The sequence below is a fragment of the Rhodoferax fermentans genome, from assembly GCF_002017865.1.
Lineage (GTDB): Bacteria > Pseudomonadota > Gammaproteobacteria > Burkholderiales > Burkholderiaceae_C > Rhodoferax > Rhodoferax fermentans.
The window spans coordinates 2,064,532-2,088,105 of the sequence record NZ_MTJN01000002.1 but is presented as its reverse complement, the minus strand read 5'-3'; the positions used below and the strand labels follow the sequence as shown (position 1 = coordinate 2,088,105).

Annotated in this window: 23 protein-coding genes; 14 read left to right on the top strand and 9 right to left on the bottom strand. The window is 60.8% G+C overall.

Features of this window, described 5'->3' with window-relative positions:
- The first annotated feature begins 33 nt into the window (after positions 1-33).
- On the top strand, positions 34-2,631 hold the full coding sequence (locus RF819_RS09925) for a DEAD/DEAH box helicase (protein WP_244899892.1): 2,598 nt from the start codon (positions 34-36) through the stop codon (positions 2,629-2,631).
- Positions 2,632-2,680: 49 nt separating this feature from the next.
- Positions 2,681-3,469 (top strand): 5'-3' exonuclease, encoded by a 789-nt coding sequence (locus RF819_RS09920; RefSeq protein ID WP_078364835.1) that lies wholly within the window; start codon positions 2,681-2,683, stop codon positions 3,467-3,469.
- A 365-nt stretch (positions 3,470-3,834) separates the two neighbouring features.
- Here RF819_RS09920 and RF819_RS09915 read toward each other — a convergent pair whose 3' ends face one another.
- The 3 genes from RF819_RS09915 to RF819_RS09905 form a co-directional block, all read right to left on the bottom strand.
- Complete coding sequence (locus RF819_RS09915; protein WP_078364834.1) at positions 3,835-5,487, bottom strand: phospholipase D-like domain-containing protein; 1,653 nt, start codon at positions 5,485-5,487, stop codon at positions 3,835-3,837.
- Positions 5,488-5,714: 227 nt separating this feature from the next.
- A complete protein-coding gene (locus RF819_RS09910; RefSeq protein WP_078364833.1) occupies positions 5,715-6,332 on the bottom strand; it encodes a ParA family protein in 618 nt (205 codons plus the stop codon).
- Between the two features lie 77 nt (positions 6,333-6,409).
- The gene (locus RF819_RS09905; RefSeq protein WP_078364832.1) at positions 6,410-7,240 is read right to left on the bottom strand and encodes a TIGR00266 family protein; all 831 of its coding nucleotides are present in this window, start codon (positions 7,238-7,240) and stop codon (positions 6,410-6,412) included.
- Between the two features lie 210 nt (positions 7,241-7,450).
- On the opposite strand from RF819_RS09905, the gene RF819_RS09900 reads away from it, so the two are divergent.
- From RF819_RS09900 to RF819_RS09885, 4 genes are all read left to right on the top strand, one after another.
- Positions 7,451-8,518: an extracellular solute-binding protein gene (locus RF819_RS09900; protein WP_078364831.1), complete on the top strand. Its 1,068-nt coding sequence runs from the start codon at positions 7,451-7,453 to the stop codon at positions 8,516-8,518.
- A 96-nt stretch (positions 8,519-8,614) separates the two neighbouring features.
- A complete protein-coding gene (locus RF819_RS09895) occupies positions 8,615-9,769 on the top strand; it encodes an ABC transporter ATP-binding protein (RefSeq protein WP_338109567.1) in 1,155 nt (384 codons plus the stop codon).
- Positions 9,750-10,646 carry an ABC transporter permease gene (locus RF819_RS09890; protein WP_078364829.1) on the top strand — a complete coding sequence of 299 codons (897 nt, stop codon included), beginning with the start codon at positions 9,750-9,752 and terminating at the stop codon, positions 10,644-10,646. The genes RF819_RS09895 and RF819_RS09890 overlap by 20 nt, the downstream gene beginning before the upstream one ends.
- 91 nt (positions 10,647-10,737) lie before the next feature.
- Entirely contained in the window at positions 10,738-11,610 is an 873-nt protein-coding gene (locus RF819_RS09885; RefSeq protein WP_078364828.1) for an ABC transporter permease, read from the top strand.
- 17 nt (positions 11,611-11,627) lie between these two features.
- On the opposite strand, the gene RF819_RS09880 is transcribed toward RF819_RS09885, so the two are convergent.
- Positions 11,628-12,038, bottom strand: coding sequence for a hypothetical protein (locus RF819_RS09880; RefSeq protein ID WP_078364827.1), 411 nt, complete (start codon positions 12,036-12,038; stop codon positions 11,628-11,630).
- 217 nt (positions 12,039-12,255) lie between these two features.
- Between RF819_RS09880 and RF819_RS09875 the strand changes: the two genes are divergently transcribed.
- The 5 genes from RF819_RS09875 (at position 12,256) to RF819_RS09855 (ending at position 16,662) form a co-directional block, all read left to right on the top strand.
- Entirely contained in the window at positions 12,256-13,206 is a 951-nt protein-coding gene (locus tag RF819_RS09875) for a LysR substrate-binding domain-containing protein (protein ID WP_078364826.1), read from the top strand.
- Positions 13,207-13,286: 80 nt separating this feature from the next.
- Positions 13,287-14,837, top strand: coding sequence for an acetolactate synthase large subunit (locus tag RF819_RS09870; RefSeq protein ID WP_078366881.1), 1,551 nt, complete (start codon positions 13,287-13,289; stop codon positions 14,835-14,837).
- A gap of 63 nt (positions 14,838-14,900) precedes the next feature.
- Complete coding sequence (cdd, locus tag RF819_RS09865) at positions 14,901-15,341, top strand: cytidine deaminase (protein ID WP_078364825.1); 441 nt, start codon at positions 14,901-14,903, stop codon at positions 15,339-15,341.
- A complete protein-coding gene (locus RF819_RS09860; protein ID WP_078364824.1) occupies positions 15,338-16,132 on the top strand; it encodes a purine-nucleoside phosphorylase in 795 nt (264 codons plus the stop codon). Before cdd ends, RF819_RS09860 begins: the two co-directional genes overlap by 4 nt.
- Positions 16,129-16,662 (top strand): SLOG cluster 4 domain-containing protein, encoded by a 534-nt coding sequence (locus tag RF819_RS09855; RefSeq protein ID WP_242473028.1) that lies wholly within the window; start codon positions 16,129-16,131, stop codon positions 16,660-16,662. The genes RF819_RS09860 and RF819_RS09855 overlap by 4 nt, the downstream gene beginning before the upstream one ends.
- A 2-nt stretch (positions 16,663-16,664) precedes the next feature.
- Here the strand turns inward: RF819_RS09855 and RF819_RS09850 are convergent, their stop codons facing one another.
- The 4 genes from RF819_RS09850 to RF819_RS09835 form a co-directional block, all read right to left on the bottom strand.
- Positions 16,665-17,282: a hypothetical protein gene (locus tag RF819_RS09850; RefSeq protein WP_158081257.1), complete on the bottom strand. Its 618-nt coding sequence runs from the start codon at positions 17,280-17,282 to the stop codon at positions 16,665-16,667.
- Positions 17,283-17,325: 43 nt separating this feature from the next.
- Positions 17,326-18,312: an acrylyl-CoA reductase (NADPH) gene (gene acuI, locus RF819_RS09845; RefSeq protein WP_078364822.1), complete on the bottom strand. Its 987-nt coding sequence runs from the start codon at positions 18,310-18,312 to the stop codon at positions 17,326-17,328.
- 185 nt (positions 18,313-18,497) lie between these two features.
- A complete protein-coding gene (locus RF819_RS09840; RefSeq protein ID WP_078364821.1) occupies positions 18,498-19,166 on the bottom strand; it encodes a ceramidase domain-containing protein in 669 nt (222 codons plus the stop codon).
- Positions 19,167-19,272: 106 nt separating this feature from the next.
- Positions 19,273-20,121 carry a DUF6920 family protein gene (locus RF819_RS09835; RefSeq protein ID WP_078364820.1) on the bottom strand — a complete coding sequence of 283 codons (849 nt, stop codon included), beginning with the start codon at positions 20,119-20,121 and terminating at the stop codon, positions 19,273-19,275.
- A gap of 156 nt (positions 20,122-20,277) precedes the next feature.
- Between RF819_RS09835 and RF819_RS09830 the strand changes: the two genes are divergently transcribed.
- Complete coding sequence (locus RF819_RS09830; RefSeq protein WP_078364819.1) at positions 20,278-20,907, top strand: TetR/AcrR family transcriptional regulator; 630 nt, start codon at positions 20,278-20,280, stop codon at positions 20,905-20,907.
- A gap of 45 nt (positions 20,908-20,952) precedes the next feature.
- Here RF819_RS09830 and RF819_RS09825 read toward each other — a convergent pair whose 3' ends face one another.
- Positions 20,953-21,354, bottom strand: a complete 402-nt coding sequence (locus RF819_RS09825; protein WP_158081256.1) for a bacteriohemerythrin — start codon at positions 21,352-21,354, stop codon at positions 20,953-20,955.
- Between the two features lie 384 nt (positions 21,355-21,738).
- On the opposite strand from RF819_RS09825, the gene RF819_RS09820 reads away from it, so the two are divergent.
- Together RF819_RS09820 and RF819_RS09815 are read left to right on the top strand one after the other, a co-directional pair.
- Positions 21,739-22,311 carry a helix-turn-helix domain-containing protein gene (locus RF819_RS09820; RefSeq protein ID WP_158081255.1) on the top strand — a complete coding sequence of 191 codons (573 nt, stop codon included), beginning with the start codon at positions 21,739-21,741 and terminating at the stop codon, positions 22,309-22,311.
- A gap of 43 nt (positions 22,312-22,354) precedes the next feature.
- A complete protein-coding gene (locus RF819_RS09815; protein WP_158081254.1) occupies positions 22,355-23,557 on the top strand; it encodes an MFS transporter in 1,203 nt (400 codons plus the stop codon).
- Positions 23,558-23,574 lie beyond the last annotated feature (17 nt).

Genomic DNA, 23,574 nt, shown 5'->3' with positions numbered 1-23,574 from the left:
CCTACCCTGGCCGATGCAGACGCGAGTCGCGTCATGGCCATCCTTCGGATGGACCCGCCGGCTGCGGCTGAACCCTCGCCTGTGATGGCATCCGATGGCAACAGCGTCATTGGCCACTTCCGCCCCCGCATTAGCTTGCAAACGCTGGACCGTGGCCATGGGCTGCTGGGCCTCAAGCCCCAAGGCAAACTCGGCCCGCGTGGGGACAGTGTGACCCTGGCCCAGTTCGACTGGACCTATCAGACGCAAGCCGGGGATCGCTGGCAAACGCCCGCGCCCACCTCCATCCTCAACAACCGTGCGCCTGCCATAGTGGAACTGTTCGACACCGGCGGCCCGGTGGTGCACATGCAGCGCGATCTGGCCGCCGAAGCCGATGCCATGGACCTTGTGTGGGAGATGGGTTTTGTCCCCTTGGCAGAAAACACCTTCCAATGGCGCAGTCGTGCTCACAGCCCGGTGCTGGGCGCGGTATGGACACTGCCACAAGAAGAGTTCTTTGGCGACTTCTGGGCCGACCAGATACCGCAACTGCAGGCCAAAGGCTGGTCGGTGGTGGTGCAGCCCGGCTTTGCGCACGAAAGCGTGCCAGTGCAACGCTGGAAGCTGTTGGTGAGCCCCGAGACCGGTGACATACGCGGCAGGGAACTTGACAGCCGTCTGATCAAGCCCGCGCGTGGTGTCGACAAGCTGCAACTCCCTGAGCGTGAGGGGGCCTGGCTGCTGAGCCTGGGCATCGAGATCGACGGCCAGACGCTGGACCTGGTCCCCATGCTGGCCGACCTGCTGCGCCGCGACGCCCGCTGGCTCAACGCGACGCAATTCGCGGCCATTGACGACCTGGCGATCGTGTCCTTGCGCGCGCCGGGTGGCAAGCGCATCGATGCCCCGGCCGCACCCCTCAAAGCCATCATCGGCGCCATGGTCGATCTCCTGACCGACCCGACACGCAACCAACACCAGAGCTCGCTGCACTTGGGGGCCTGGGAAGCACGTCGGCTCGACGCCTTGCGTGCCAGCCTGCTTGACACCCACCGCGTGGGTCCGCACAACACCTGGCAACTGGAGGGTGAGGCAGGCTTGACCAGCTTGGCCAAACGCTTGAAGGCGATCGGTACACCTCAATCCGTGACGGCACCGCAAGGCCTGCAAGTGCAACTACGCCCCTACCAGCTTGAGGGACTGGCCTGGTTGCAATACCTGCGTGCGAACAACCTGGGCGGCATCCTGGCCGACGATATGGGCTTGGGCAAAACCGCCCAGGCCTTGGCCCATGTGCTGACAGAAAAACACGCGGGGCGACTTGACCTACCGGTGCTGGTGGTGCTTCCCACCTCGTTGATCTTCAACTGGCAGGCCGAGTGCCGGCGCATGGCGCCCGATCTGCGCCTGCTCACCCTTCAAGGGCCGCAGCGTGAGGCTTTGTTTGCTCATATGTCAGATCACGATCTGGTGCTGACCACCTACGCACTGCTGTGGCGCGACGTGGATGCGCTGGCTGCGCAGTGCTTTCACCTGGTGATTTTGGACGAGGCGCAGATGGTGAAGAACGCCGGTAGTCGCAGCGCCCGCGCCCTGCGTCGATTGCAAACCCGGCACAGCCTGTGCCTGACCGGCACGCCCATGGAAAACCATCTTAGCGAGTTGTGGGCGCAATTTGACTGGCTCATGCCCGGCTTTTTGGGCGACTCGCGCCAATTTGCAGCCAACTGGCGCAAACCGATTGAAGAGAACGGCGAAACGGTGCGCGCTGCCTTGTTAGCCCAGCGCGTGCGCCCCTTCATCCTGCGCCGGCGCAAGCAGGACGTGGCCAGCGAACTGCCACCTCGCACGGACATCATCAAGTGGGTGCAATTGCAGGGCCAACAGCGTGAGCTGTACGAGAGCGTGCGCGTAGCGGCCGACAAACACGTGCGCAGGGTGCTGCAACGCCAGGATTTCAACGCCGCTCAGATCAGCATTCTGGATGCGCTGCTCAAGCTACGCCAAGTCTGTTGTGACCCACACCTGGTCAAAGGCAACAAGGCATGCCCCACTATGGAGCGCGCCAAGCTGGAACTGCTGGCAGACATGCTGCCCGCGCTGGTGGAAGAAGGCCGTCGTGTGCTGGTGTTCTCACAGTTCACCGAGCTACTGGACTTGGTTGCAGAACAACTGCAGATGCTGTCGTTGCCGTTTCTCAGACTGACTGGCAAAACACCCGCAAAGGAACGTGGCAGCGTGGTGCAGCGGTTTCAGGCACAAGAAGCACCCGTGCTGTTGCTCAGCCTGAAGGCGGGTGGCATCGGATTGAACTTGACTGCTGCTGACACCGTGATCCATTTGGATCCCTGGTGGAACCCCGCCGTGGAGGAACAAGCGACTGCTCGCGCCCACCGTATCGGCCAGGACCAGCCGGTATTCGTGTACAAGCTGGTGGTGCAAGGCAGCATCGAGGAACGCATGCTTGAACTTCAGGCCCGCAAACAGGCACTGGCCAACAGCGTGCTGGGACACGATGCTGCGGGTGCGCTCAAATTTGACGAAGCCGATCTGCAGGCCTTGTTATCACCGCTGGGGTTCTTGGTGGCCACTTCGCAAACGCCCGAAGAAGCTGCGCGGCGCTGGGGGCAAAGCGGGCGTCGGGCTTGATACCTACACTTCACACCATGAGAATGTTTTCAAAAAGCTTGCACACAAGATGCCGCTTCTGATCATTGATGCGTTGAACATCATCCGGCGCATCCACGAGGCTGTTCCCGGTGAGGACAGTGAGGTCAAGGTGGCGGACACCATCACCTCCAGCCTGGCCTCATTCAAGCGCGCCCTCAAGACGCACCGGCCAAGCCATGCTGTGGCGGTGTTTGACCATGGCGGTCGGACCTGGAAGCATGAACTCTATGCACCCTACCAAGCCAACAGGAAACCCATGCCGTCTCTGCTGCGAGAGGGCTTGCAGACCATCAAACAGGAACTCCAGCACCTGGGTTTGCACTGGATTGCCATTGAGGGTATCGAAGCGGACGATGCCATTGCCACCTTGGTGGAGAAATGGTGTCTGGCCAGCCCGGACCAGGTCACCATTTTGTCGACCGACAAGGACTTCTTGCAGCTGCTCAGTGACCAAGTCTGTATCTACGATCACTTCAAGGGCATTTGGCGTGACCAGGCTTATGTGATTGAGAAGTTTGGTGTCAAGCCATCCCAGATGGGCGATCTGCTGGCCCTGATGGGTGATGCTGTGGACGGTGTGCCGGGTGTGAGCAAGGTCGGTGCCAAGACCGCCGCAGAACTGCTTCGCATCAATGGCCATCTGGAGCGGGTGATCTCAAATGCCGACAAAGTCACAGGCCAAGTTGGCGCCAATCTGCGCAAAGGTGTTGAGATGGCAAGGCTGTCCAGAAAGTTGGTATCGTTCAAGACCGATGTGCCGCTCGGACTGACCTGGAAGATGTTGGCACAGAATTCGGGCGTGTCCCACGGTGAATAGTTGCCCAAATGAAAGACAAATTGGAAGAGCGTGCCCAATGTTCGGTCATGCTGTCAATTGGGTGCCCGTTACAGGCTGGAAGCGGCAGCAGAAATTACTAATTGCAGTTACTCGCAATGGCGTAGCGGTTGACTGCACTGTTGGGCGTCACGCCGAGGCGCGACCGAATATTTCTTAGCGTAGAACTCAACCTAGGCTGCGACCTTGTTACAGTGACGAGAGATAGCTAAGAAACGTCCCAAACGCGGCTTCGTCCGCGAGAGCGCATGGACTGTAAGTCGGTACCAGCGCCGGCAACTGTAGTTCCCAAGTACACAGTCGTCCTAAATTCAGACCGTCAACCTCAAATTGAACTAATCGAACAATCAATTCAGACCAAGGGCAGTCTTGCAAAAGCGTTGCGCCAGCGTGAAGTTCGAGAGATCCTTCCAGTCAAGGGCTGGGTTTATTGAAATCGCCCCATTGGAGATCACGACAATTTTTGGTATGTCCAACTCTTCCCCACGAAGAACCTGCTGCACCCATTTGGATTTCACTCCCAGAGCGGCGGCCAAATCGTCGATTGTGGCCTTTGTTGCCGACAGCCTCTGTCCAGACAGCAATGTGGAAAGAAGATGCGCGAGAATTTTGTCAACCCCATCATGGCGAAGCTGGCGATCAATCGCGCGTTGTTCCTTGCGTGCACGCTCAGCAACAGCTTCCTTCGCACTCTCTGCCCGCAAGAATTCCGAAAGCGAACCTCCCTCAGCACGATGGAATGAATCGCGGGAAGCGCCAAAGCTCTGATTCACATCACGCGAATTCCAATGCTTAGATTTGTCAGCGAGCGGTTCTCTGTCTTTCTTGATTTTCCAGGCGTGTTGAGCCCGTGCGAATAACGTGTAGCGGTCACTCCACTCGAAACTCTCGGACAGGTTGTATTGCGGCTGGCGGCCAGCAATATCCTCCAGTTCAAGAAATCCGCAATCAAGCAACTCTGAAACCAAGATTATTTGATCTAGACCGCGAACGCCGGTGGTCACTTGGATTTGCTCTTCGTCCGGTAGGTCTCGAGTTTGAACGAAGTCGAAATGGCGTACCAGGTAAGCGAGAAAAGTGTCGAAGACCTCAAGAGCCGGGAGAACCGACTCCTTCGTCGACTGAAGGAACAAGCCATCTACCAATATCAGCCTGTTTCGGGTGTTTTCCGAGAACACCGAACGAACATGGTTGGCGCAGTGCCCCAGAACAGCGAAATAGGTCTCGCGTATGGTCGCTTCCGGAAACGATTGGTGAACTCGATTAACCATCTGGCGCAAGGTGAATCCATCGCCCGCCATTTCATCGATTCCTGCCTCCACCGCCCCCCCCAAAGACTCGTAGTGCCTGCGATCCTGTATGACAAGAACTTGAGCGACAGCTTCAAGATGGATAGCCTCAACTTTGGCCTCCTGCGTCGCTTGCACAGGAATCTCGGCAAGACGCGCTCGAATTCTGGTGCCAGAAGCAGATAGAGAAAACTTATCACGGTGCATGGGCGAGCGTCTTGCGTCTTCGTCCAGCCACTGGATAAAAGCGCTTGCCTCGTCTGCAATGGGGGGCAGTGTTTGTTGCCAAAGACTGTTAAACCACGCACTCAACTCTGCAACCATGTCGATGTCATCAATCAGGATGCCCATTTCCGTCCGGTTCAGCATTCCTGTGATGGTCAAGTTAGCCGACCCCAACATTGCCTCTTTCGTTCCGATTACGGCCTTGGCATGAATTGCCGAGCAATGATGAATTCGATCTAGATTTTCTCGAATGAATTGCCACGCCTTGGGTCGTGCCCGGATGGAAAGAGAAGACAGCCAGGCTTCAACGTCCGACACCAATCGCCAGGATTCGCTTGCGCCAATAATCCTTAGAAGATAGTCAACGCCGATATAGGGGCTGACAATTCCAATGGCGCCGGATCTGCAAACTTGCAAAACCGCCTCATCAAAAGGGGAGAATTGCCCAGGCAAATTGGAGGGGTTGTGATAAATGAGACTGGTCATGGCACTCCAATGAGGTTACTCGGTATCACTCCGCGCGACTTCTCTGCGGCATCCATGTACTCGATCCACCTTTACTGGCTGCCGCCAGAATTGGGAGCTTACCTCGAACGTCGGCTTGCGCTGCCTTGAAACCACCCAACGGTCGGGACAAGCAAGCTTTCTCAGACTGGATGGACCATGAACAAAATGGTCGTGGCGCTGGCTGACCGCTGCAACCCACCCGACAACTACTGATCCAGCCACTCACAAATCGGCTGCCACTGCGCCAGATCGCGTGCCACACGCTCGGGCGCCAGGTCAAACACGGTCAGGCCACGGGCGGCGAGTTGGACGTAGTTCTGGGTGTTGCGCACATAACCCAGCACCGGCAGGCCGGTCGATTCGACAAAAGTGCGCAATTGTTCGGCGGCGCGGGTGCGCTCGTCCACCCGCATGCCCACGATGCCGATCTGGGTTTTGGCGGCCTTGCTGCTTTGCGCCAGTTCGTCCAGGAAGTCCTTGGTGGCAAAGATGTCGAACACGCTGGCTTGTAATGGCACCACCACCTTGTGTGCGAGTTTCAGAACGTCCTTGAGGCGTTTGCCATGCAGCCCGGCCGGGGTGTCCAGCACCACATGGGTTGTGCCTTTGGGCGGTTTGGCGATGTCGTCGCGGTCCACCTCCCAGCTGGTGATGGGCCGGGCGCTGTCGGGTCGCAAGGACAGCCAGAGTTTGCTCGACAACTGCCGGTCGGCGTCGCCCAGCATGACCGACTGGCCACGTGAGGCGAAGTAGCCCGCGATCTGGGTTGAGAGTGTGGATTTGCCCACGCCTCCCTTGGGGTTGGCCACAACAATCACTGGCATAGATGCTCCTGGTTAAATAGCTACCAGCCCTTTGTGTAAAAGGGCTAGAGGCCAAAAATGCTTTGAAACCTTGGCGTTTATTCGTCCTCGCCACCCAGCAGGCCGCCAAGCAGGCCACCACCCAGCAAGGTGCCACCCAGGGCCGCACCCCCGAGCACCGAACCCTGCTCTGACGAGCGCCCACCCGCAGCCGGTGCCGAGGCGATGATGCGGTTGGCCAGCCTTGAGAGCGGCAGCGACTGCAGCCAGATCTTGCCCGGGCCGCGCAAGGTGGCAAAAAACAGGCCTTCGCCGCCAAACAGCGCCGATTTGATCTTGCCCACGTACTGGATGTCAAAGTCCACCGACGGCTGATACGCCACCACACAGCCGGTGTCCACGCGCAGGGTTTCGCCTGGGGCCAGGGTGCGCTCCATCAGCGTGCCACCGGCGTGGATGAAGGCCATGCCGTCGCCGTCGAGCTTTTGCATGATGAAGCCTTCACCGCCAAACAGGCCCACGCCCAGCTTCTGCTGGAAGGCAATACCCAGGGACACCCCCTTGGCAGCGCACAAAAACGAATCTTTCTGGCACAGCAGCGTGCCACCCAGTGCACTTAAGTCGATCGGCACAATCTTGCCGGGGTAGGGTGCGGCAAAGGCCACGCGCTGTTTGCTGGAGGCGGTGTTCTGGAACACGGTGGTGAACAGGCTCTCACCGGTCAGCAGGCGCTTGCCAGCGCCCATCAGCTTGCCAAACAGGCCACCTTGCTGGGCACCGTCGCCAAACACGGTGTCCATCTGGATACCGGCCTGCATGTACATCATGACACCGGCCTCACCCACGGCCGCCTCACCGGGGTCGAGTTCCACCTCGACGTACTGCATTTCGTTGCCAAAAATCTCGTAGTCCACCACATCCATCGCCATTTTTCACTCCTTGAAACAGCAGCGCCACCCGGCCTGCCCGGGCGCAACGATAGCAAGATTTTTTGACAGCGCCACCCTATCTGGTGCAGGGGCGAGAATGACCTCGCGCGGACACCAAAATGTCATTAAAGTGTCGTATTCTGGCGTGCTGGCACAGGATGTGCATGCCACCTGGCCTGAGTTTCACCTATCAACCCAAAGGACTCATCCATGAAAATCCGCTACACGTTTGTTGCTGCTGCTGTGATCGCGCTGGGCTGTGTTGGCCTGGCCCAAGCCCAGGAGAAAACCCTGCGTTTGCTGACCTGGGCCGACTATGCGCCCGCGGATGTGGTGGCCCAGTTTGAGAAGGAAACCGGCTACAAGGTCGAACTCACCCTGTCCAACAACGAAGAAATGATCTCCAAGCTGCGCGCCACCGGTGGCGCCGGGTTTGACCTGGCCCAGCCATCGCAAGACCGCATTGCCGGCCCGCAAACCGAATTTGGCATCTACAAGCCGATGGACCTGAGCAAGCTCAAGACCGAGCTGTTCATCCCCAGCATGTTAGATGCCACCAAGATCAACACCACGGTGGCCGGCAAGGTGTATGGCCTGCCGCACATCTGGGGCACCGACGGCCTGGTGGTCAACACCAAACTGGCCAAGATGGAGAACTACACCGACCTGTGCAAGGCCGAGTTCAAGGGCAAGGTGGCCTACCGCCTGAAACGCCCAACCCTGCTGGCTTTTGCTTTTGCCTCGGGCAAAGACCCGTTTGCGCTGTACAGCAACCCCAAGGCCTACACCGAACTGATGGACGAGGTGGGCAAGACCCTGACAGCCTGCAAACCCAACGTCAAGTTCTACTGGGACAACAAGGACCAACTGCTCAACGGCATGCGTGCTGGCGAAATTGTCGGCGCCATGATGTGGGACACAGGCGGCTGGAAGCTCAACAACGAAAAACCTGAAATCCAGTTTCTCGCACCCAAAGCCGGTGCCCTGGGCTGGATCGACACCTTTGCGATTCCCGCCAAAGGCAAGAACGACGCTGCGGCCTACGCCTGGATCAACTTCAACATGCGCCCCGAAATCGCCGCCAAGGTGGCTGGCTCGGCGGGTAACTTCACCGCATCCAAGGGTGCAGACCAGCTGATGGACGCCAAGCTCAAGGCCCAGTTTGCGACCAGCTTCCCCGAAGCCGCGCTCAAGAACATCAAGTGGTACCCGGCCGTGCCCGCTGGCATTGAGGACATCGAAGGCAAGGTGCTCGACCGCATCAAGGCCGCCAACTGAAGTTGTCTCAGCGGGCCACGCCCGCACACCCTGCCAGGCCGGACATCCCCGGTGTGGCAGGGTCCTATTTGGATCTGGATGTGCGTTGGACCTGTCTTGACACCTTCCCCTCTACACGCCAACCCGGCTGCGCAGCCTGACCTGCAAGCCACCCGCGTCGCCAAGCACTACGGGGCCTTCCGTGCGGTGGACGATTTGTCCTTCTCGGTGGCGCGTGGCAGTTTCTTCTCGATCCTGGGGCCGTCAGGCTGCGGCAAAACCACGCTGTTGCGCATGATTGCCGGCTTTTTGAGCCCGGACTCGGGTGAGATCCTGATCGGCGGCAAACCGATGAACGGTGTGCCGCCCAACAAACGCCCGGTGAACATGGTGTTCCAGCACCTGGCGCTGTTCCCGATGATGAGTGTGGGAGACAACGTGGGTTACGGCCTGGCGCGCCGGGGTGTGGCCAAAGACGAAATCAAACGCCGTGTGGGTGACATGCTGGAGCGCGTGAGCCTGCCCGGTGCGCAGAACAAGCGGGTCGACCAGCTCTCGGGCGGGCAGAAGCAACGTGTGGCGATTGCCCGCAGCCTGGTGCTGGAGCCAACCTTGCTGTTGCTTGACGAACCACTCGGCGCGCTCGATTTGAAGCTGCGCGAACACATGAAGATCGAGCTTAAGCAGCTCCAAGCCGCCTTTGGCACCACCTTTGTCTACATCACCCACGACCAGTCCGAGGCGCTGGTGTTGTCTGACCATGTGGCGGTGATGAACCATGGCCGTTTTGAGCAGGTGGGCACACCGCAACAGCTGTATTACGAACCACAGACGCCGTTTGTGGCGGGGTTTGTGGGCGCTAACAACCGCTTGGCTGGCCGCGCCACCGAGGTGAATGGCACCACGGTTACGGTCACCAGTGCCCAGGGCCTGATGATGCCGGCACGCGCCATTGGCCAGATCACCCGCGGTGACGCGGTGGAGGCCTTTGTGCGGCCCGAAGTCGCCCGGCTGGCGCGCCAGGCTGCGCTGCTGACGGATGCAGGTTTGCCCAGTTTTAACGCCCGGGTCGACAGCTTGTTGTTTGATGGCGCCAACTCGGCGGTGTTGTTGACCGAAGTCCAGTCAAACACCGAGTTCCGCATCGCCTTGCCACAGACCGGTGAGTTTGCCGACCTGGCAGTCGGTGAAACCGTGTTTTTTGGTTTTGATCCGCAACGCGCCGTGTGTTTTGCCGCAGGCACCACGGCCAATGAACATGTCTTCAGCTGACCCCACCCGGCAGTCGCGCCATGTCGCGCGGCTGATGCTGATGCTTTTGCTGGCCCCGGCTTTGTTGTGGCTGCTTGGGCTGATTGTGTTGCCACATGTGGAGCTGGGCATGTTGTCGATGCGTGCCCGCGTGGCACCACGTGTCTACGAGCCGAGTCTGGCGCAGTTCCGCACCTTTTTTGAAGAGCCGCTGTACTGGCACACCTTCATGCGCACCGCGCTGATGTCGATCGTGGCCACGGCTTTGACACTCTTGATGGCCTTCCCGATTGCCTGGACGATTGCCAAGCTGGTGCGTGGTCACACCAAATCGATGTTATTTGTGATGTGCCTGATCCCGTTCTGGGTCAGCGAAACCGTGCGCACGCTGGGCTGGATGATTCTGCTGCGCGAGTCGGGCGTGTTGCCCGCGCTACTGGTCTGGCTGGGTGTGACACCAGCGCCAGTGGAGCTGCTCTACCACGACGCCACCATCCTGGTCGGGCTGGTCTACACCTCGATGTTGTTCATGGTGATCCCGCTGATCAGCGCGCTGGAGAGTTTGGACGACTCGCTGATCGAAGCGGCTTATGACCTGGGCGGCAACGGCTGGTCGATCCTGCGCCAGATCGTCATCCCGCATGCGGCGCCCGGCATTGTGGCGGGTTGTATCGTGGTGTTTATGCTGACCCTGGGCAACTACCTCACGCCCACGCTTTTGGGTGGCAAAAACTCGCAGTGGTTCACCGAGCAGATCTACACCCAGTTCATCACGCGGTTTAACTGGGAGCAGGGTGCGGCTTTTGGCTTTTTGCTGCTGGCCTTGTCAACAGCCATCGTCTGGGCGGGTTTGAAACTCAGTGGCCAGAAATTTGGCGAAGTGATGCAACGCTCATGATGACCTTGGCCACTTTCAAATCAATAGCTGTCAGCCCTTTATACAAAAGGGCTAGAGGCCAATTTGGCTTGCAAACTGATGGAGGTGCCGCGTGATTGCCTCCCTGCCCCGCCCGCTGTGGTTGCGGGCCAGCACCGTGGTGTATGGCCTGGCGTTTTTTGCGTTTCTGTTTTTGCCGCTGGTGGTAGTAGCGGTGTTCGCCTTCAACGACGCACCTTACCCGGCGCCACCCTGGCGCGGCTTCACGCTGGACTGGTTTGTCGGCCATGACGGTTCGGGGCGCACCGGCCTGTTTGCCGACGCGGCGATGCTCGGCAGCCTGTGGACCAGTGTGGTGGTCGCCTGCTGGGTCACTATCTTGTCCGTGTTGGTCGGCACCGCCAACGCGTTTTTGATTGAGCGCACGCAGTTTCGTGGCAAACAGGCTCTGAGCCTGCTGATGCTGGCGCCTCTGGTGATTCCGGGGGTGATTCTGGGCATCTCGATCCTGGCCTTTGCCAGCCGCATTGCGAATTTGGCCGACGACCTGTGGGGCCTGGAGCTGGAGTTTTTGCGTCCCGGCTTGCCGCTGGTGGTGCTGGGGCAGTTTTCGTACATCGTGTCGATTGCTACGCTGACCATCACCGCGCGCCTGAAACGCTTTGACATCACCCTGGAAGAGGCGGCCTACAACCTCGGTGCGTCGCGCCTGGCGGTGTTGTGGACCATCACCCTGCCGTACCTGAAACCGGCGCTGATCGGCTCAGCGGCGATCTCGTTTTTGATGAGTTTTGAGAACTTCAACACCACGCTGATGCTGGTCGGCTCCGACTCACCACTGACCGTGATGATGTACGGCCGCATGCGTGAAGGCGCCACGCCGGTGCTCAATGCGGTGAGCCTGCTGCTGATGGTGGCCTCGGCCGTGCTGGCGCTGACCATGATGCGGGGCAACAAGCCCGGCACCTCCAACAACACCCACTGAGGGGCATCAAGTGCGGTTCAGGCCGCTTTGTTCAGTTGAGTGACTGGCGGATGTGAGAGCAGCCATGGCAGGTTATTTTTGGGTGCTGCGCTTGTGTTCCTGGCCGTGTTGAACGGGCACACCGTGTGTGCTGTTGTGGCCTGGGTGACTGGTTTGGCCGCAGAACCGCTGTCCATCCAGTCCAGCCACTCCGCCTGCCAGTTGGGGGTCTGGATGGGTTCTTGGTTTTCGGTCGTCTCTGGCCAAGTGTCGACCTCGCTGTCGTCTGCCGACACGCCCAAAGGCTGATGGGCTGCCTCCAGCCAGTCGGCCATCCAGGTCGGGGTGTCCAGCGCTTGCTGGCGCTCCAGGATCTCTGGCCATGCCAGCCAGGCACGTTCAGCCACCACTGGGGTGAGCATGGGTTTCAAATTCACAAATGCGTTCATGACGAACTCCTGGCAAAGGGCGAAGTTGCCTTGTCTGAACAGGTCAAGCACAAGGGCAACGGGTTGTATGGGTTAGCCGTCAGCACCACGCAAGGAACGGCTGGTAAGCGAATACGATGGCCGAATGTAGTGCTGTTGCTGCACCGCAGCAAACTATCATTTATGATGCTCACCCATAGTTTTATTTAGCCTGCCGCCCACCGGCTCGGCCCCCACCGTGGTTTACCGACTCCCCGCCCTGTCCACCTTTCGCACCTTTGAGGCAGCGGTGCGTCACCTCAGCTTTGCCAAGGCCGCAGCCGAGTTGAACGTCACCCCGGCGGCGGTCAGCCAGCAGATCAAGAAGCTGGAGTCTTACCTGGGTGTGGCACTGTTCCAGCGCGGCCCCAACGCACTGACCTTGACCGACGACGCGCAGGCCATGTACCCCAAGATCCGCGCCGGGCTGGACCAGTTTGCCGCCGGGGTGGAACTCACCCAGCACCACGCGCAGCGTGCGCTGCATGTGACGGCCCCACCTGCCTTTGCGGCACGCTGGCTGATTCCCCGGCTGGGCCGGTTTTCTGCGGCCCACCCCGAGGTGCTGGTGCGCATCACCAGCCTGATTGGCAACATCGATGAACCCGACGCGGTGCTGGCCCAGTCCGGTCAGTTGATCGACCCACGCAGCGAAACCAGCGAGGTGGCGATTCGGTTTGGTAACGGGCGCTACCCGGCTTACCAGGTTGAACACCTGTTCACCCCGGACTTTGTGGTGGCCTGCCGCCCCAGCCTGTCTGTGGGTGAGCTGGCGCTGCAGCAGCCACAGGACCTGAGCCGGCATGTGCTGATCCACGACGACTCGACCCGCGAGGTGGTCTCCATGCCGAGTTGGCAAAGCTGGCTGCAGAAGGCTGGTGTCAGCGGTGTGGATGTGGCGCGTGGCCTGCGGTTTTCCAACGCCATCCTGACCATTGAAGCTGCTTTGGACGGCCAGGGTGTGGCGCTGGTCCAGAAACAGCTGATCGAGGCCGACGTGGCCAGCGCTCGGCTGGTGATCCCGTTTGCCACCAGTTTGCCCTCGTATTACGCCTACCACCTGGTGTCTGCCAAAACCGCCACCACCCAGCCGGTGGTGCTGGCGTTTCAGCAGTGGCTGAGAGAAGAAATCGACCAAAAACCGAGCTAGTTTTGATCTCTTGAGTGAGCGCTGACGGTGCGATACTTTGAAGCAGATCGTTGCAGAAGTCTTCAAGAGGAGTGCTCGCTGTGAATGGTGCTGAATCTCTGGTCCAAACCCTGCTCTCGGGTGGTGTGAACGTCTGTTTTGCCAATCCCGGCACTTCTGAAATGCACTTTGTCGCGGCGCTGGACGCACATCCCGGCATGCGTTGTGTGCTCTGCCTGTTTGAAGGTGGTGCCACCGGCGCGGCCGACGGCTATTTCCGCATGAGCGGCAACATCGCCGCCACGCTGCTGCACCTGGCACCCGGCCTGGGCAACGGGTTTGCCAACCTCCATACCGCGCGCAAGGCGGGGTCCGGCATGTTGACCATTGTGGGTGACCACGCTACCCACCACATGGCCTACGAGAGCCCTTTGAAGGGTGACATCCCCGGCCTGAGCCGCAGCATCGCCCATTGGACCCGCGCCAGCCCCGACGCGACCAGTGTGGCCCCTGACGGTGCACAGGCCATGGCGGCGGCGCGGTCCCACAACGGCCAGCTGGCCACCCTGGTGCTGCCTGCCAACACCGCCTGGCAGGAGGCCACGGGGCCTGCGGAACCGGTGCCACCGTCGCCACTGATCCGCCCTGACCTGGCTCGCATCCAGGCTGCTGCCCACACGCTGCAGTTGCCGGGTGCCGCCCTGATGGTGGACGGCCCCACCCTGCATGGCGACCTGGGTGTGCTGGCCGCGCAGATCGTCAAAAAAACCGGTGCCCGCCTGATGGCACCTTACCTGGCCGCCCGCATCCGTCGCGGCGCCGGTGCCGTGGCCTTTGAGCGACTGGCTTACGGCGTGGATGACAACGCGGCGGTGCTCAAAGACGTGCGGCACATGGTGCTGGCCGGGGCTCAGCGGCCCACCAACTTCTTTGCCTACCCCGGCAAACCCAGCCTGCCCGAAGCCCCCAACACCGCGGTGTTTGACCTGTGCAGCCGCGGCATGGATGTGGGTTACACCCTGAACACGCTGGCCGAGTGTCTGGGCATCACCACCACCGACCCCTATGACTGCTGGCCGCAAGCCCTGCCCGCCTTGCCCAGTGGCCCGATGGACATGGCGCTGATCGGGCAGGCGTTTGCGCACCTGTTGCCCGAGAACGCCATCGTGGTGGATGAGAGCATCACCCTGGCCCGTTTTTTCATGCCACCCACACAACAGGCCCGCCCCCACGACTGGTTACACACCACCGGCGGCGCCATCGGCTTTGGCCTGCCCAACGCGGTGGGTGCGGCCCTGGCCTGCCCGCAGCGCCCGGTGTTTGTGCTCACGGGCGACGGCTCGGCCATGTACACCTTGCAGGCGCTGTGGACCATGGCGCGCGAGCAGCTGCATGTGGTCACCATCGTGTTTGCCAACCGGGGTTACCAGATCCTGCGTGGTGAACTGGCCAACGTGGGGGTGACCCAGGTTGGCCGCAACGCCCTGCGTATGCTCGACGTGGAGCAGCCCCAGCTCGACTGGGTCAAGCTGTCCGAAGGCCATGGTGTGCCCGCGGATCGGGTCACCGATGTGGACGGTTTTGTGGCCAGCTTGCGTGCGGCCATGGCCAAGCCCGGTCCGCACCTGATCGAAGTCGTTTGCCCGGTGTGATGCGCCCTGGCGGACTGCCACCGGGGGCGCGCTTTGCAGCTGTTTTCTCAGTACAGTAGCCCCATGCATTTAACAACCCTGACCGAATCCCAGCAGCAGGCCCTGCTGTCTGCCGCCCGCGCTGCCCAGCGCCAGGCCTATGCGCCGTATTCCCGCTATCCCGTTGGCGCTGCCGTGCTGGACGACCTGGGCCGCATCCACGCGGGCTGCAATGTTGAAAACGCCGCTTACCCCGAAGGCGTCTGCGCCGAAGCCTCTGCCCTGAGCGCGATGGTGCTGGCGGGCAGCACCCGCGCCCGCGCCGTGCTGGTGGTTGGCAATGGTGGCAAACACAAGAGCGCCTGGACCACGCCCTGCGGGGGCTGCAGGCAAAAATTGCGTGAATTTGGTGCGCCAGATCTGCCCATTTATTGCGCCAATGACGAAACCACCGGCCCAAGCTACACCCTGGTCCAGTTGCTGCCAGAAGGTTTTGGGCCCGATCACCTGGGAGCCCAAGCATGAACGCGCTGAGCACCATTCAGGCCCGCGCCGGGCAATTACAACCCCGCATCGCGGTGGTGTTGGGTTCAGGCTGGGGCGGACTCACCGAACACATCACAGACGCCATCCAGATCCCCTACAGCGAGCTGGAAGGTTTCCCGCAGCCCACCGTGGCCGGCCACAGCGCCATGTTGTGGCTGGGCAAGATTGGCAACCAGGCGGTGGCCGTGATGAGCGGGCGCAAACACGGTTATGAGACCGGCGCAGTCGACGGCATGGCGCTGCCGCTGCAGGTGCTGCAGGCGCTGGGTTGCCACACCCTTGTGCAAACCAACGCCGCAGGCAGTCTGCGGCTGGACATGCCACCGCAAAGCCTGATGCTGGTCAGCGACCATATCAATTTGCCGCAACGCTCACCCCTGGTCGGCCTCACCGGCAACCAGCGTTTTGTGAATATGGTGGATGCCTATGATCCAGAGCTAAAACAGCATGCAGCCCTTATTGCAAAAGGGCAAGGCGCTACACTTTTTGAAGGTGTCTACGCCTGGCTGCTGGGCCCGCAGTTTGAAACCCCGGCCGAGATCCGCCTGGTGCAAGGCCTGGGTGCCGACGCGGTGGGCATGAGCACCGTGCCCGAGACCATCCTGGCGCGTTACCTGGGCTTGCGTGTGCTGGCGCTGTCCTTCATCACCAACTACGGCGCTGGCCTGTCCACCGAACAGCTGAGCCACGCCCACACCTTGGAGCAGGCGCAAGAAGGCAGTGCCAAAGCCAGCCGTTTGCTGGCGGACATCATTGCGGCCTTGCCATGAGTATCCCGTTGATGACCCCCTCCATCCGCCGTCCCCAAGTCTGTGTGCTGGGTAGCGCCGAGCCCGGCTCTGCCGCTTATGAACTCGCGGCCCAGGCCGGGGCGCTGCTGGCGCAGTTGGGCATCACCGTGGTCAGCGGTTGTGGCAGCCCGGCGACCCGGGTGGCGGCTGAGCGGGCGATTGGCGCGGGTGGGCTAGTGCTCAGCATCGTGCCGCCGGACCAAATGCCTGCGCCAGACTGGCCGGCCACCGTGGTCATCCCTTGTGGCATGGGGGACGCGCGCAACCTGTTGATGGCGCTGGCTGGCGACGCCTGCATCGTGATTGGCGGGCGCGCTGGCACGATTTCGGAAGTCTGCCTGGCCTGGTTACACAAGCGGCCTTTGCTGCCGCTGGTGGGTTGTGGAGGCTGGTCCAACGACTTGCCCGACAACCCGCCGGACGAACGGCAAAACTCCCCCATCCTGCCCTGGGGTTCTGTGGCCGAGCTGGAAGCCCAGTTACGCGAGCTGGGCCTGGTGCCAACCTAGTTTCAGGGCGCCAGCACCCGAATCTGCAGCAGACGCTGGCTGTTGGCGGCGGTCTGGCTGCTGTACACCCCGGCTTGTGAGGCACTGCCACTGATGGCCACGGTGACCCATTGGCCCAGCGGTGCATTCACCGTGGTGACCAGCTGGCTTTTGCTCTGGTCAGGCAGCTCGGCTCCGGTGCGGTGGCCCACACTGGTCGACTGCACGTCGATCTCCAGGCGCACCGGCTGTTTGCCACCAGGCCAATGCGGCTGCACCTGCAGGCTCTGACCCGCTTCCAGCCACACCAGACCATTGGTTACACCACCACCCGTGTTGGACGCAGACACGCCGGGCGCCGCCATCGAAGCGCTTTGCACCGAGACCGATTGCACCCACTGCATCGGCATGGACTTGGACACATGGAAGCTGGCTTTTTCGCCATTACGCACGCTGACCGTTTGCGCCGTCATCAGCGCCTCACGCGATTTGGTGCTGACCGAGTAACCTCCGTCACTGCCCGCTTCGACCTGCCGCACATCCACAATCAGGTTGCGCTGGGGCAGTTGTGCCAAAGCTGGCAGGGCCAGCAGGCAGGCCAGACCGATCAAACCGAGGCTAAGACGTTTTTGTGGGTTCATACGGGCCATTGAGCTTGAGCAAAACGCGATCCGTCCAGTTGTCTCAGCTGCCCGCCACATCCACCACCACGCGCCCGCGCACCTGACCCTGCAGCAGTTCAGCAGCGACATCGATGGCCTGGTCCAGTCTGATCTCACGTGTCATGGCTTCCAGCTTGCTCACATCCAGGTCACGCGCCAGGCGCTCCCAGGCTTGCAGGCGCACAGCCAGCGGCGCCATCACGCTGTCAATGCCATAGAGCGTGACACCGCGCAAGATAAAGGGCGCCACCGTGGCCGGGAAGTCCATGCCACCGGCCAGCCCGCAGGCCGCCACGGCGCCGTTGTACTTGGTGGTGGCGCAGGCATTGGCCAGGGTGTGGCTGCCTACGGTGTCGATGACACCGGCCCAGCGCTCCTTGCCAATGGCTTTGCCCGGCGCCGACAGCTCAGCACGGTCCATGACTTGGGCTGCGCCCAATGTTTTGAGGTAGTCCGATTCCGCCAGACGCCCGGTAGATGCCACCACGGTGTAGCCCAGTTTGGCCAGCAAAGCGATGGCCACACTGCCCACACCCCCGTTGGCACCGGTGACCAGAATCTCGCCATCGGCGGGTTTGATGCCATGACGCTCCAGCGCCAACACACACAGCATCGCGGTGTAACCGGCGGTGCCAATGGCCATGGCCTGGCGCTCGGTGAAGGCGGCGGGCAAAGGCACCAACCAGTCACCCTTGACCCGCGCCACCTGGGCCAGACCACCACAATGGGTTTCACCCACACCCCAACCATTGAGGACCACCTTGTCACCGACCTTCCAGGCAGCATGGCTGCTGTGGGTGACGGTGCCTGCAAAGTCGATGCCCGGAACCATTGGGAAACGACGCACCACGGGCGACTTGCCGGTGATGGCCAGGCCATCCTTGTAATTGAGGGTGGACCAGGCCACCTGCACCTGGACATCACCTTCGGGCAACACCGAATCGTCGATGGACTGAAGCTGAGCCAAATAGCCCGCGTCGCCTTTGGTGATGAGAATGCCTTTGAACATGCTGTGCTTTCCTTGTGTCGAGATAGGGCGCTATTGTGCAGGCACGGGCTTGGACAGGCGGTGGTTCTCCGCTGTCAGCCATTGCCGTGCCATGACGGTCAACGGGTCGATCAGGCGTGTGCCAGTTGGGGCTTGCCCGGTTCGCTGCAATGAACAGCTTTTCGGGTGATTCTGGGGCCATGTCCTCAGCCACCCAAACCGGCGCGGCGATGCCGAAGTGCCGCTGCCAGCAGGAAAGCAAGCATCAGTGCGTTGAACACATGCCAGAGAAAATGCGTGCCCAGGGACCAGCTTGGGCACAGATCGCGGTCAAGGGTTCTGAATGCCAGCGACACCAGAAACGTGGCCGTGGCAGCCACGACATAACCCGCACCGTCCTTCTGACTGGACTTCAGTGCGACGCTGAACACCACCAATGCGATCAAGGCCGGCAGGTATTGCAGTGACCCGTTCAAGGCTCCATCGTTGTTGCCCATGAACAGATTGACCATCACCCCAACCACAACCAGGGTGACGGCCAGCACCCGCAGCACCCTGACCCAGGAGAAGCCAAACATGCGGCGCAAGGCAAAGACGATGTAGACGGCAACGAAGCTCCAAATGGGCACCACATCAAGCAGTTCGGTGATGTGATTGGCAAAGGTATGGAACAGAAACGAGCCGATGCCGATGGCCACCACCCACAGCGCCAAGACCTTGACCCACCTGTCTGACTGCAACCGGTGCGCTTGCCCATAGAACCACAGACCTGCAGCGACAAAGGCCAGGTTGGACAGCGCGTTGGCCGGTTCGGCCCAGAAGCCGGGGCCCAGCCGCTCGCAGTAGATGTCGACAGATTCAAACCACGAGGTCATGGCTTGAGTCTAGCAACGCTGGATCAAGGAAACATGAACAGGCTGTGGCAAAAAAGCCAATGCGCCACCTGCAGCTGTCGCGAAAGAGCTCCCGGAGTTGTCACCGCTACTCGAAGGTGATGTTGTCGACCTGGCCCTTCCAGAAGGGATAGAGCTTGCCGCCCGCCATGCGGGAGATCGTGAACGCCATGGGGATCATCTGGTGGCCGATCAGCCGATAGTTGGAGCGGGCCACGTGCTCGCCTGAACCATGGTAGGGCGTGGAGAGGTCACCATCCGCTTCGGCGACCATGTGCGTCATCTGGCCATCGTCGGCAAAGTGGGCAACCATCGACGCTCGCAAGCTGTGCCACGCCACCACCGCGCGGGCGCTGTGATCGTCAATGGCCTCCCAGGTCACCGGACCACCCGGCAACAGCGCAGCCGGATACAGCGCACTTTCCAGCAGCCAGCGGCGCAGGGAGATCTGGTTGAGCTGTGGCGTCTGCTTCTCGTCAACGACGGTGAGTGTGGACAGGATCTTGGCCTTCATCGCCATCTCGCCCTCGGCGAAAAAATCGTAGGCCCGGGCCCAGACGCCGGGTATGACCGGCGTTGTGGCCGAGAACATCAGCGCGGGCACACCCGTGGCAATCACTTGCTGGGCCGTGGTGGCGTTGAAACCCTCCGTGCGTGGACGGCGGAACTCACCGGATGCAGACAGGCGCACCACGGCATATCCCGGTGCTGTGCCCTTGAACGTGAACCTGACATAACGCTGCACAGGCGCGGGCAGGCTTTGAAGCCGTGCCGGGTCATAGGTGGGCGCCGGGCTGCGCTGACCGATGGCCGCAACACGTGCCTCGAATGTGGCAATGTCGCTTTCGGTCCTGCTGGACTGCAGTGCGACGTAGGTGACGCCTGACAAAACAAATACCAGGGATATGAGGCCGATGATCCTGATGAACTTGTTCATGGTGATCTCTTTCTGTACGCAGGGTATGGGTCTGTACCATGGGGCCGAATGGGTAGTAGTACACACGTGTACACGTGATGTGTTGAGAATGTACATGTGTGTACACTCGGCTGTCAAGAGAGCAGAATCAAGCGCCAGAAAGGTTCAACCCCTGCCATGAACGAGAACGACCGCAGCGATCGCCGTGCCCAGATTGAGGCCGCAGCCTTTGACTTGCTCAAGGAACTGGGCTATCGCAAGACCAGCATGCTGCTGATCGCCAAGCGCGCGCAGGCCTCCAACCAGACCTTGTATGCCTGGTATCGCAACAAGCAGGAGTTGTTTCGCGGCATCATCGAAGAGAACGGCCGCGTGGTTCGGGAACAACTTGAACTCGGTCTGCGCGAGGGCCACGATCCGCTGCAGGCATTGGCCGAGCTTGGGCCGACCCTGCTGCGTTTCACCACCGACCAACACGCGATCATCATGAACCGAGCCGCTGTGATCGACGCTGCCGAAACCGGGGTGCTGGCCCAGGCCATCGATGATGTCGGTCGGGGCAGCATCTACCCCCTGATCTGTGCCCTGATGGCGCGTCTGGTTCAGACGCAGACCTTTGCGCCCGACGTGTTGCCGGACGATGCGGCGCAGACTTATGTCGCCTTGCTGTTTGGTGAGGCGCAGTTGAGGCAGGCGCTGGGCCGGATGCCGCCGTGCGACGAGACAGAAATTGGTCGCCGATCAGAACGCGCCTTTGCGCTGACCTGCAAACTGTACGGTGCGGCGCCGGGCCGCCATTCGTCCTGAAGCGCGGCGGGCCCGAACCAGTCTTGGCGCGGCGCAGCAAGACGCCTACATCACCCGCGACAAAAACGTTCCCAGGCGCCCATCCGCCGTGAGGATGTGTTTGGTTAACCATTGCTCCAGAAACAACACATGTTCCTCGGCGAAAGAGACGCCTGGTTGGAGCAGCAGTTGTTGCAGCTCCTTGGCGCTCTGGATCAGTTCCTGGTGTTCGGCCTTGTGGTCTTGCGCTTCTGGATAACGGTGTTTGAGCATCAGGCGCTCTTCGTGGCTGAAATGCCAGACTGTGCAGTAGACCAGCTCGTCCAAGGTGGCCGCCAGGTACTCCTTGGATTCGCCGTCTGAAATGGCGTGGTTGAGGATGTTGAAGATGTGGATCAGCTTGTGATGGTCTTCATCAATCTCGGTGACCCCCACGCTGAGTATCTTGTCCCAAACGAGGTCTTTCACGATTCTTCTCCTGCGTCAACTACCAAGGCCTGACAGAGGGATTGGTTCGCGTGATGCCTGCTGTGTTTGAACATTTGTCACGGCGAGCAAACATTCTACGACCGGCCATCTTGGGTAAGTGCCAACCGATGGCCGTAACACTCCCGCTTGGTGTGTCCGGTGCAAACGTATCATTCCCACCATGAACACGACAGCAACATCCACCTTGCTCACTTGGCCTGCCCGCCAGCGCGCGCAAGGGTCGGTTGCTCCAAGCGATGGCATCCAACCCGGCAGTCAGAGACAAAGTTGGGTTCAAGCCCTCAGGCGGCATCCTTCGATCTCTGAGCTCTTGCCACAGGCTGGCAGCGGCTCATGCTAAACAAGCCTGAGAAAGGGTTGGCCATGTCGCATGCCATTCAAGTTATTGCGTCCCTGCCATCGTTTGGCAAGCGGCTCAAGCGGTTGCGTCGCATCAAAGCCTTGAAGCAGGAAGCCGTAGCCGCCATGGCGGGCGTGAACCAAGCCACGGTGTCGCGCTGGGAGCAGGGCAGCATCACGCCGTCAGAGAAGACCATTCAGGCCTTGTTGCATGCCTTGGCTCTGGCACCGGCACAGGATGCTGCCTTGCAGCGGCTGGTTCGGCATTGCGCTTTGCCCACACATTTGATTACCGATGTCGATCACCGATTGCTGGCGGCGTCCCCATCCCGTCAGCAAGTGTGGGGTGTTCCCGAAACCGGTCTGCTGCATACCTCGCTCTGGCAATTTGCCACCGAGGACATCGCCCAGGCAGAGCAGCAGCTCGGGCCGAATGGCTGGTGGGAGCAGGAGGCCCCTGCACCGGTGGTGGTGCATGTGCGTACCGCGCAGACCGTGGGCCTGCAGATCCACCGCAGCGTCATGGTCTGGGAGCGTGTTTGGCTGGCCAATGGTTTGCCCGGGCGCCTCTGCACCACCGTGCAAAGTGACGCATAAGTTATGCGTTGACGCACCCGTGACGCAACGCGAACATTGGCACATGCCCAGCACAAAGACCGATTCCGTCCCTGCTGCCTCATCAGCCACCCATTGGCCCAGGGTCATCACCTTGTGGTTATGTGGCGTGCTGGCAGCGATGCAGTTCTCCAAAATTTCCTTTGCCTTTCAGACCCTGCAGGCCACTTACGCCACCACGGCCACAGCCATGGGCTGGATTTTGTCGACAGTGGGCACGGTGGGCCTGATCTTGGGGGTCACCGTCGGGTTGTGTGCCCCCGCCATCGGCTACCGACGCCTCTTGCTATGGGGCTTGGGGCTGGGTGCAGTGCTTGCCTTGTTGCAAGCACTGATGCCACCGTTTCCGTTGTTGTGGCTGACGCGCTTGTTCGAGGGCTTTTCCCAGTTGGCGGTGGTGGTGGCCGCCCCGGTGCTGATCATTCGCCAAAGTGCACGGCGGCACCATTCGCTGGTCATGGGTTTATGGAGCACTTTTGTTTCCGTGGCGTTTGCGTTGACCGCTGCGGGCGGTGGCTGGGTGTTGGCGCACTTTCAGTTGAGTGGCCTTTTTGGGGTGCATGCTGCCGGGCTGGCGATGATGTTTGTGCTGGTACTGATCATGCTGCCGAAAGACGCCGCACAGGATCAGCCCTGGCCAACCTTGGCCGCTTTGCCCATGCTGCACCTGCGCCTCTACCAACACTGGGTGACGGCCCTGCCTGGCCTGTGCTTTTTTTGCTACACCAGCACCGCCATTGCCTTGCTGACTTTTGTGCCCCAGTACGCCGGGGCTGATCGCACATGGGTGGCGATCATCTTGCCCTTTGCCGCTATCAGCGGGACCTTTTCTGCGGGCTGGCTGGCGCAATCTCTGGTCGCGCCAAGGCGGCTTGTGCTGGGGGCTTTTACAGCGATGGCGTTGGTCGGCCTGGCTTTGGGTATCTGTCTGATTTCGGGGCTCAGCATGGCGCCGGTTGCGGTGTTGCTGACCTACACCGTGGGTCTGGCGGGCGGCTCATCCTTTGCCTTGATTCCCTACCTGAGCCATGAACCCACCGTGCAGGCGCGCGCCAATGGGGCCGTGGCACAGATGGGCAATCTGGGCTCCACGCTGGGACCGCCTCTGTTTGCCCTGGTGATCTCAACCTTCGGTGGGCCGGGCATGGTGCTGCCCGTGGTGTGTTTTGCGTTGCTGGGCTGTGGTCTGATGCTGATGAGCCGTGGGGCGAAAAGTGCGCTGCTTTGACGGGTTGGTGCGCACAT

What these genes read in the sequence shown, in the direction of transcription:
- RF819_RS09925 (WP_244899892.1), top strand. Translation starts at nt 34, where the DNA reads ATGGCCATCCTTCGGATGGACCCGCCGGCTGCGGCTGAACCCTCGCCT.
- RF819_RS09920 (WP_078364835.1), top strand. Translation starts at nt 2,681, where the DNA reads ATGCCGCTTCTGATCATTGATGCGTTGAACATCATCCGGCGCATCCAC.
- RF819_RS09915 (WP_078364834.1), bottom strand. Translation starts at nt 5,487, where the DNA reads ATGACCAGTCTCATTTATCACAACCCCTCCAATTTGCCTGGGCAATTC.
- RF819_RS09910 (WP_078364833.1), bottom strand. Translation starts at nt 6,332, where the DNA reads ATGCCAGTGATTGTTGTGGCCAACCCCAAGGGAGGCGTGGGCAAATCC.
- RF819_RS09905 (WP_078364832.1), bottom strand. Translation starts at nt 7,240, where the DNA reads ATGGCGATGGATGTGGTGGACTACGAGATTTTTGGCAACGAAATGCAG.
- RF819_RS09900 (WP_078364831.1), top strand. Translation starts at nt 7,451, where the DNA reads ATGAAAATCCGCTACACGTTTGTTGCTGCTGCTGTGATCGCGCTGGGC.
- RF819_RS09890 (WP_078364829.1), top strand. Translation starts at nt 9,750, where the DNA reads ATGAACATGTCTTCAGCTGACCCCACCCGGCAGTCGCGCCATGTCGCG.
- RF819_RS09880 (WP_078364827.1), bottom strand. Translation starts at nt 12,038, where the DNA reads ATGAACGCATTTGTGAATTTGAAACCCATGCTCACCCCAGTGGTGGCT.
- cdd (WP_078364825.1), top strand. Translation starts at nt 14,901, where the DNA reads ATGCATTTAACAACCCTGACCGAATCCCAGCAGCAGGCCCTGCTGTCT.
- RF819_RS09860 (WP_078364824.1), top strand. Translation starts at nt 15,338, where the DNA reads ATGAACGCGCTGAGCACCATTCAGGCCCGCGCCGGGCAATTACAACCC.
- RF819_RS09855 (WP_242473028.1), top strand. Translation starts at nt 16,129, where the DNA reads ATGAGTATCCCGTTGATGACCCCCTCCATCCGCCGTCCCCAAGTCTGT.
- RF819_RS09850 (WP_158081257.1), bottom strand. Translation starts at nt 17,282, where the DNA reads ATGAACCCACAAAAACGTCTTAGCCTCGGTTTGATCGGTCTGGCCTGC.
- acuI (WP_078364822.1), bottom strand. Translation starts at nt 18,312, where the DNA reads ATGTTCAAAGGCATTCTCATCACCAAAGGCGACGCGGGCTATTTGGCT.
- RF819_RS09840 (WP_078364821.1), bottom strand. Translation starts at nt 19,166, where the DNA reads ATGACCTCGTGGTTTGAATCTGTCGACATCTACTGCGAGCGGCTGGGC.
- RF819_RS09835 (WP_078364820.1), bottom strand. Translation starts at nt 20,121, where the DNA reads ATGAACAAGTTCATCAGGATCATCGGCCTCATATCCCTGGTATTTGTT.
- RF819_RS09830 (WP_078364819.1), top strand. Translation starts at nt 20,278, where the DNA reads ATGAACGAGAACGACCGCAGCGATCGCCGTGCCCAGATTGAGGCCGCA.
- RF819_RS09820 (WP_158081255.1), top strand. Translation starts at nt 21,739, where the DNA reads ATGTCGCATGCCATTCAAGTTATTGCGTCCCTGCCATCGTTTGGCAAG.
- RF819_RS09815 (WP_158081254.1), top strand. Translation starts at nt 22,355, where the DNA reads ATGCCCAGCACAAAGACCGATTCCGTCCCTGCTGCCTCATCAGCCACC.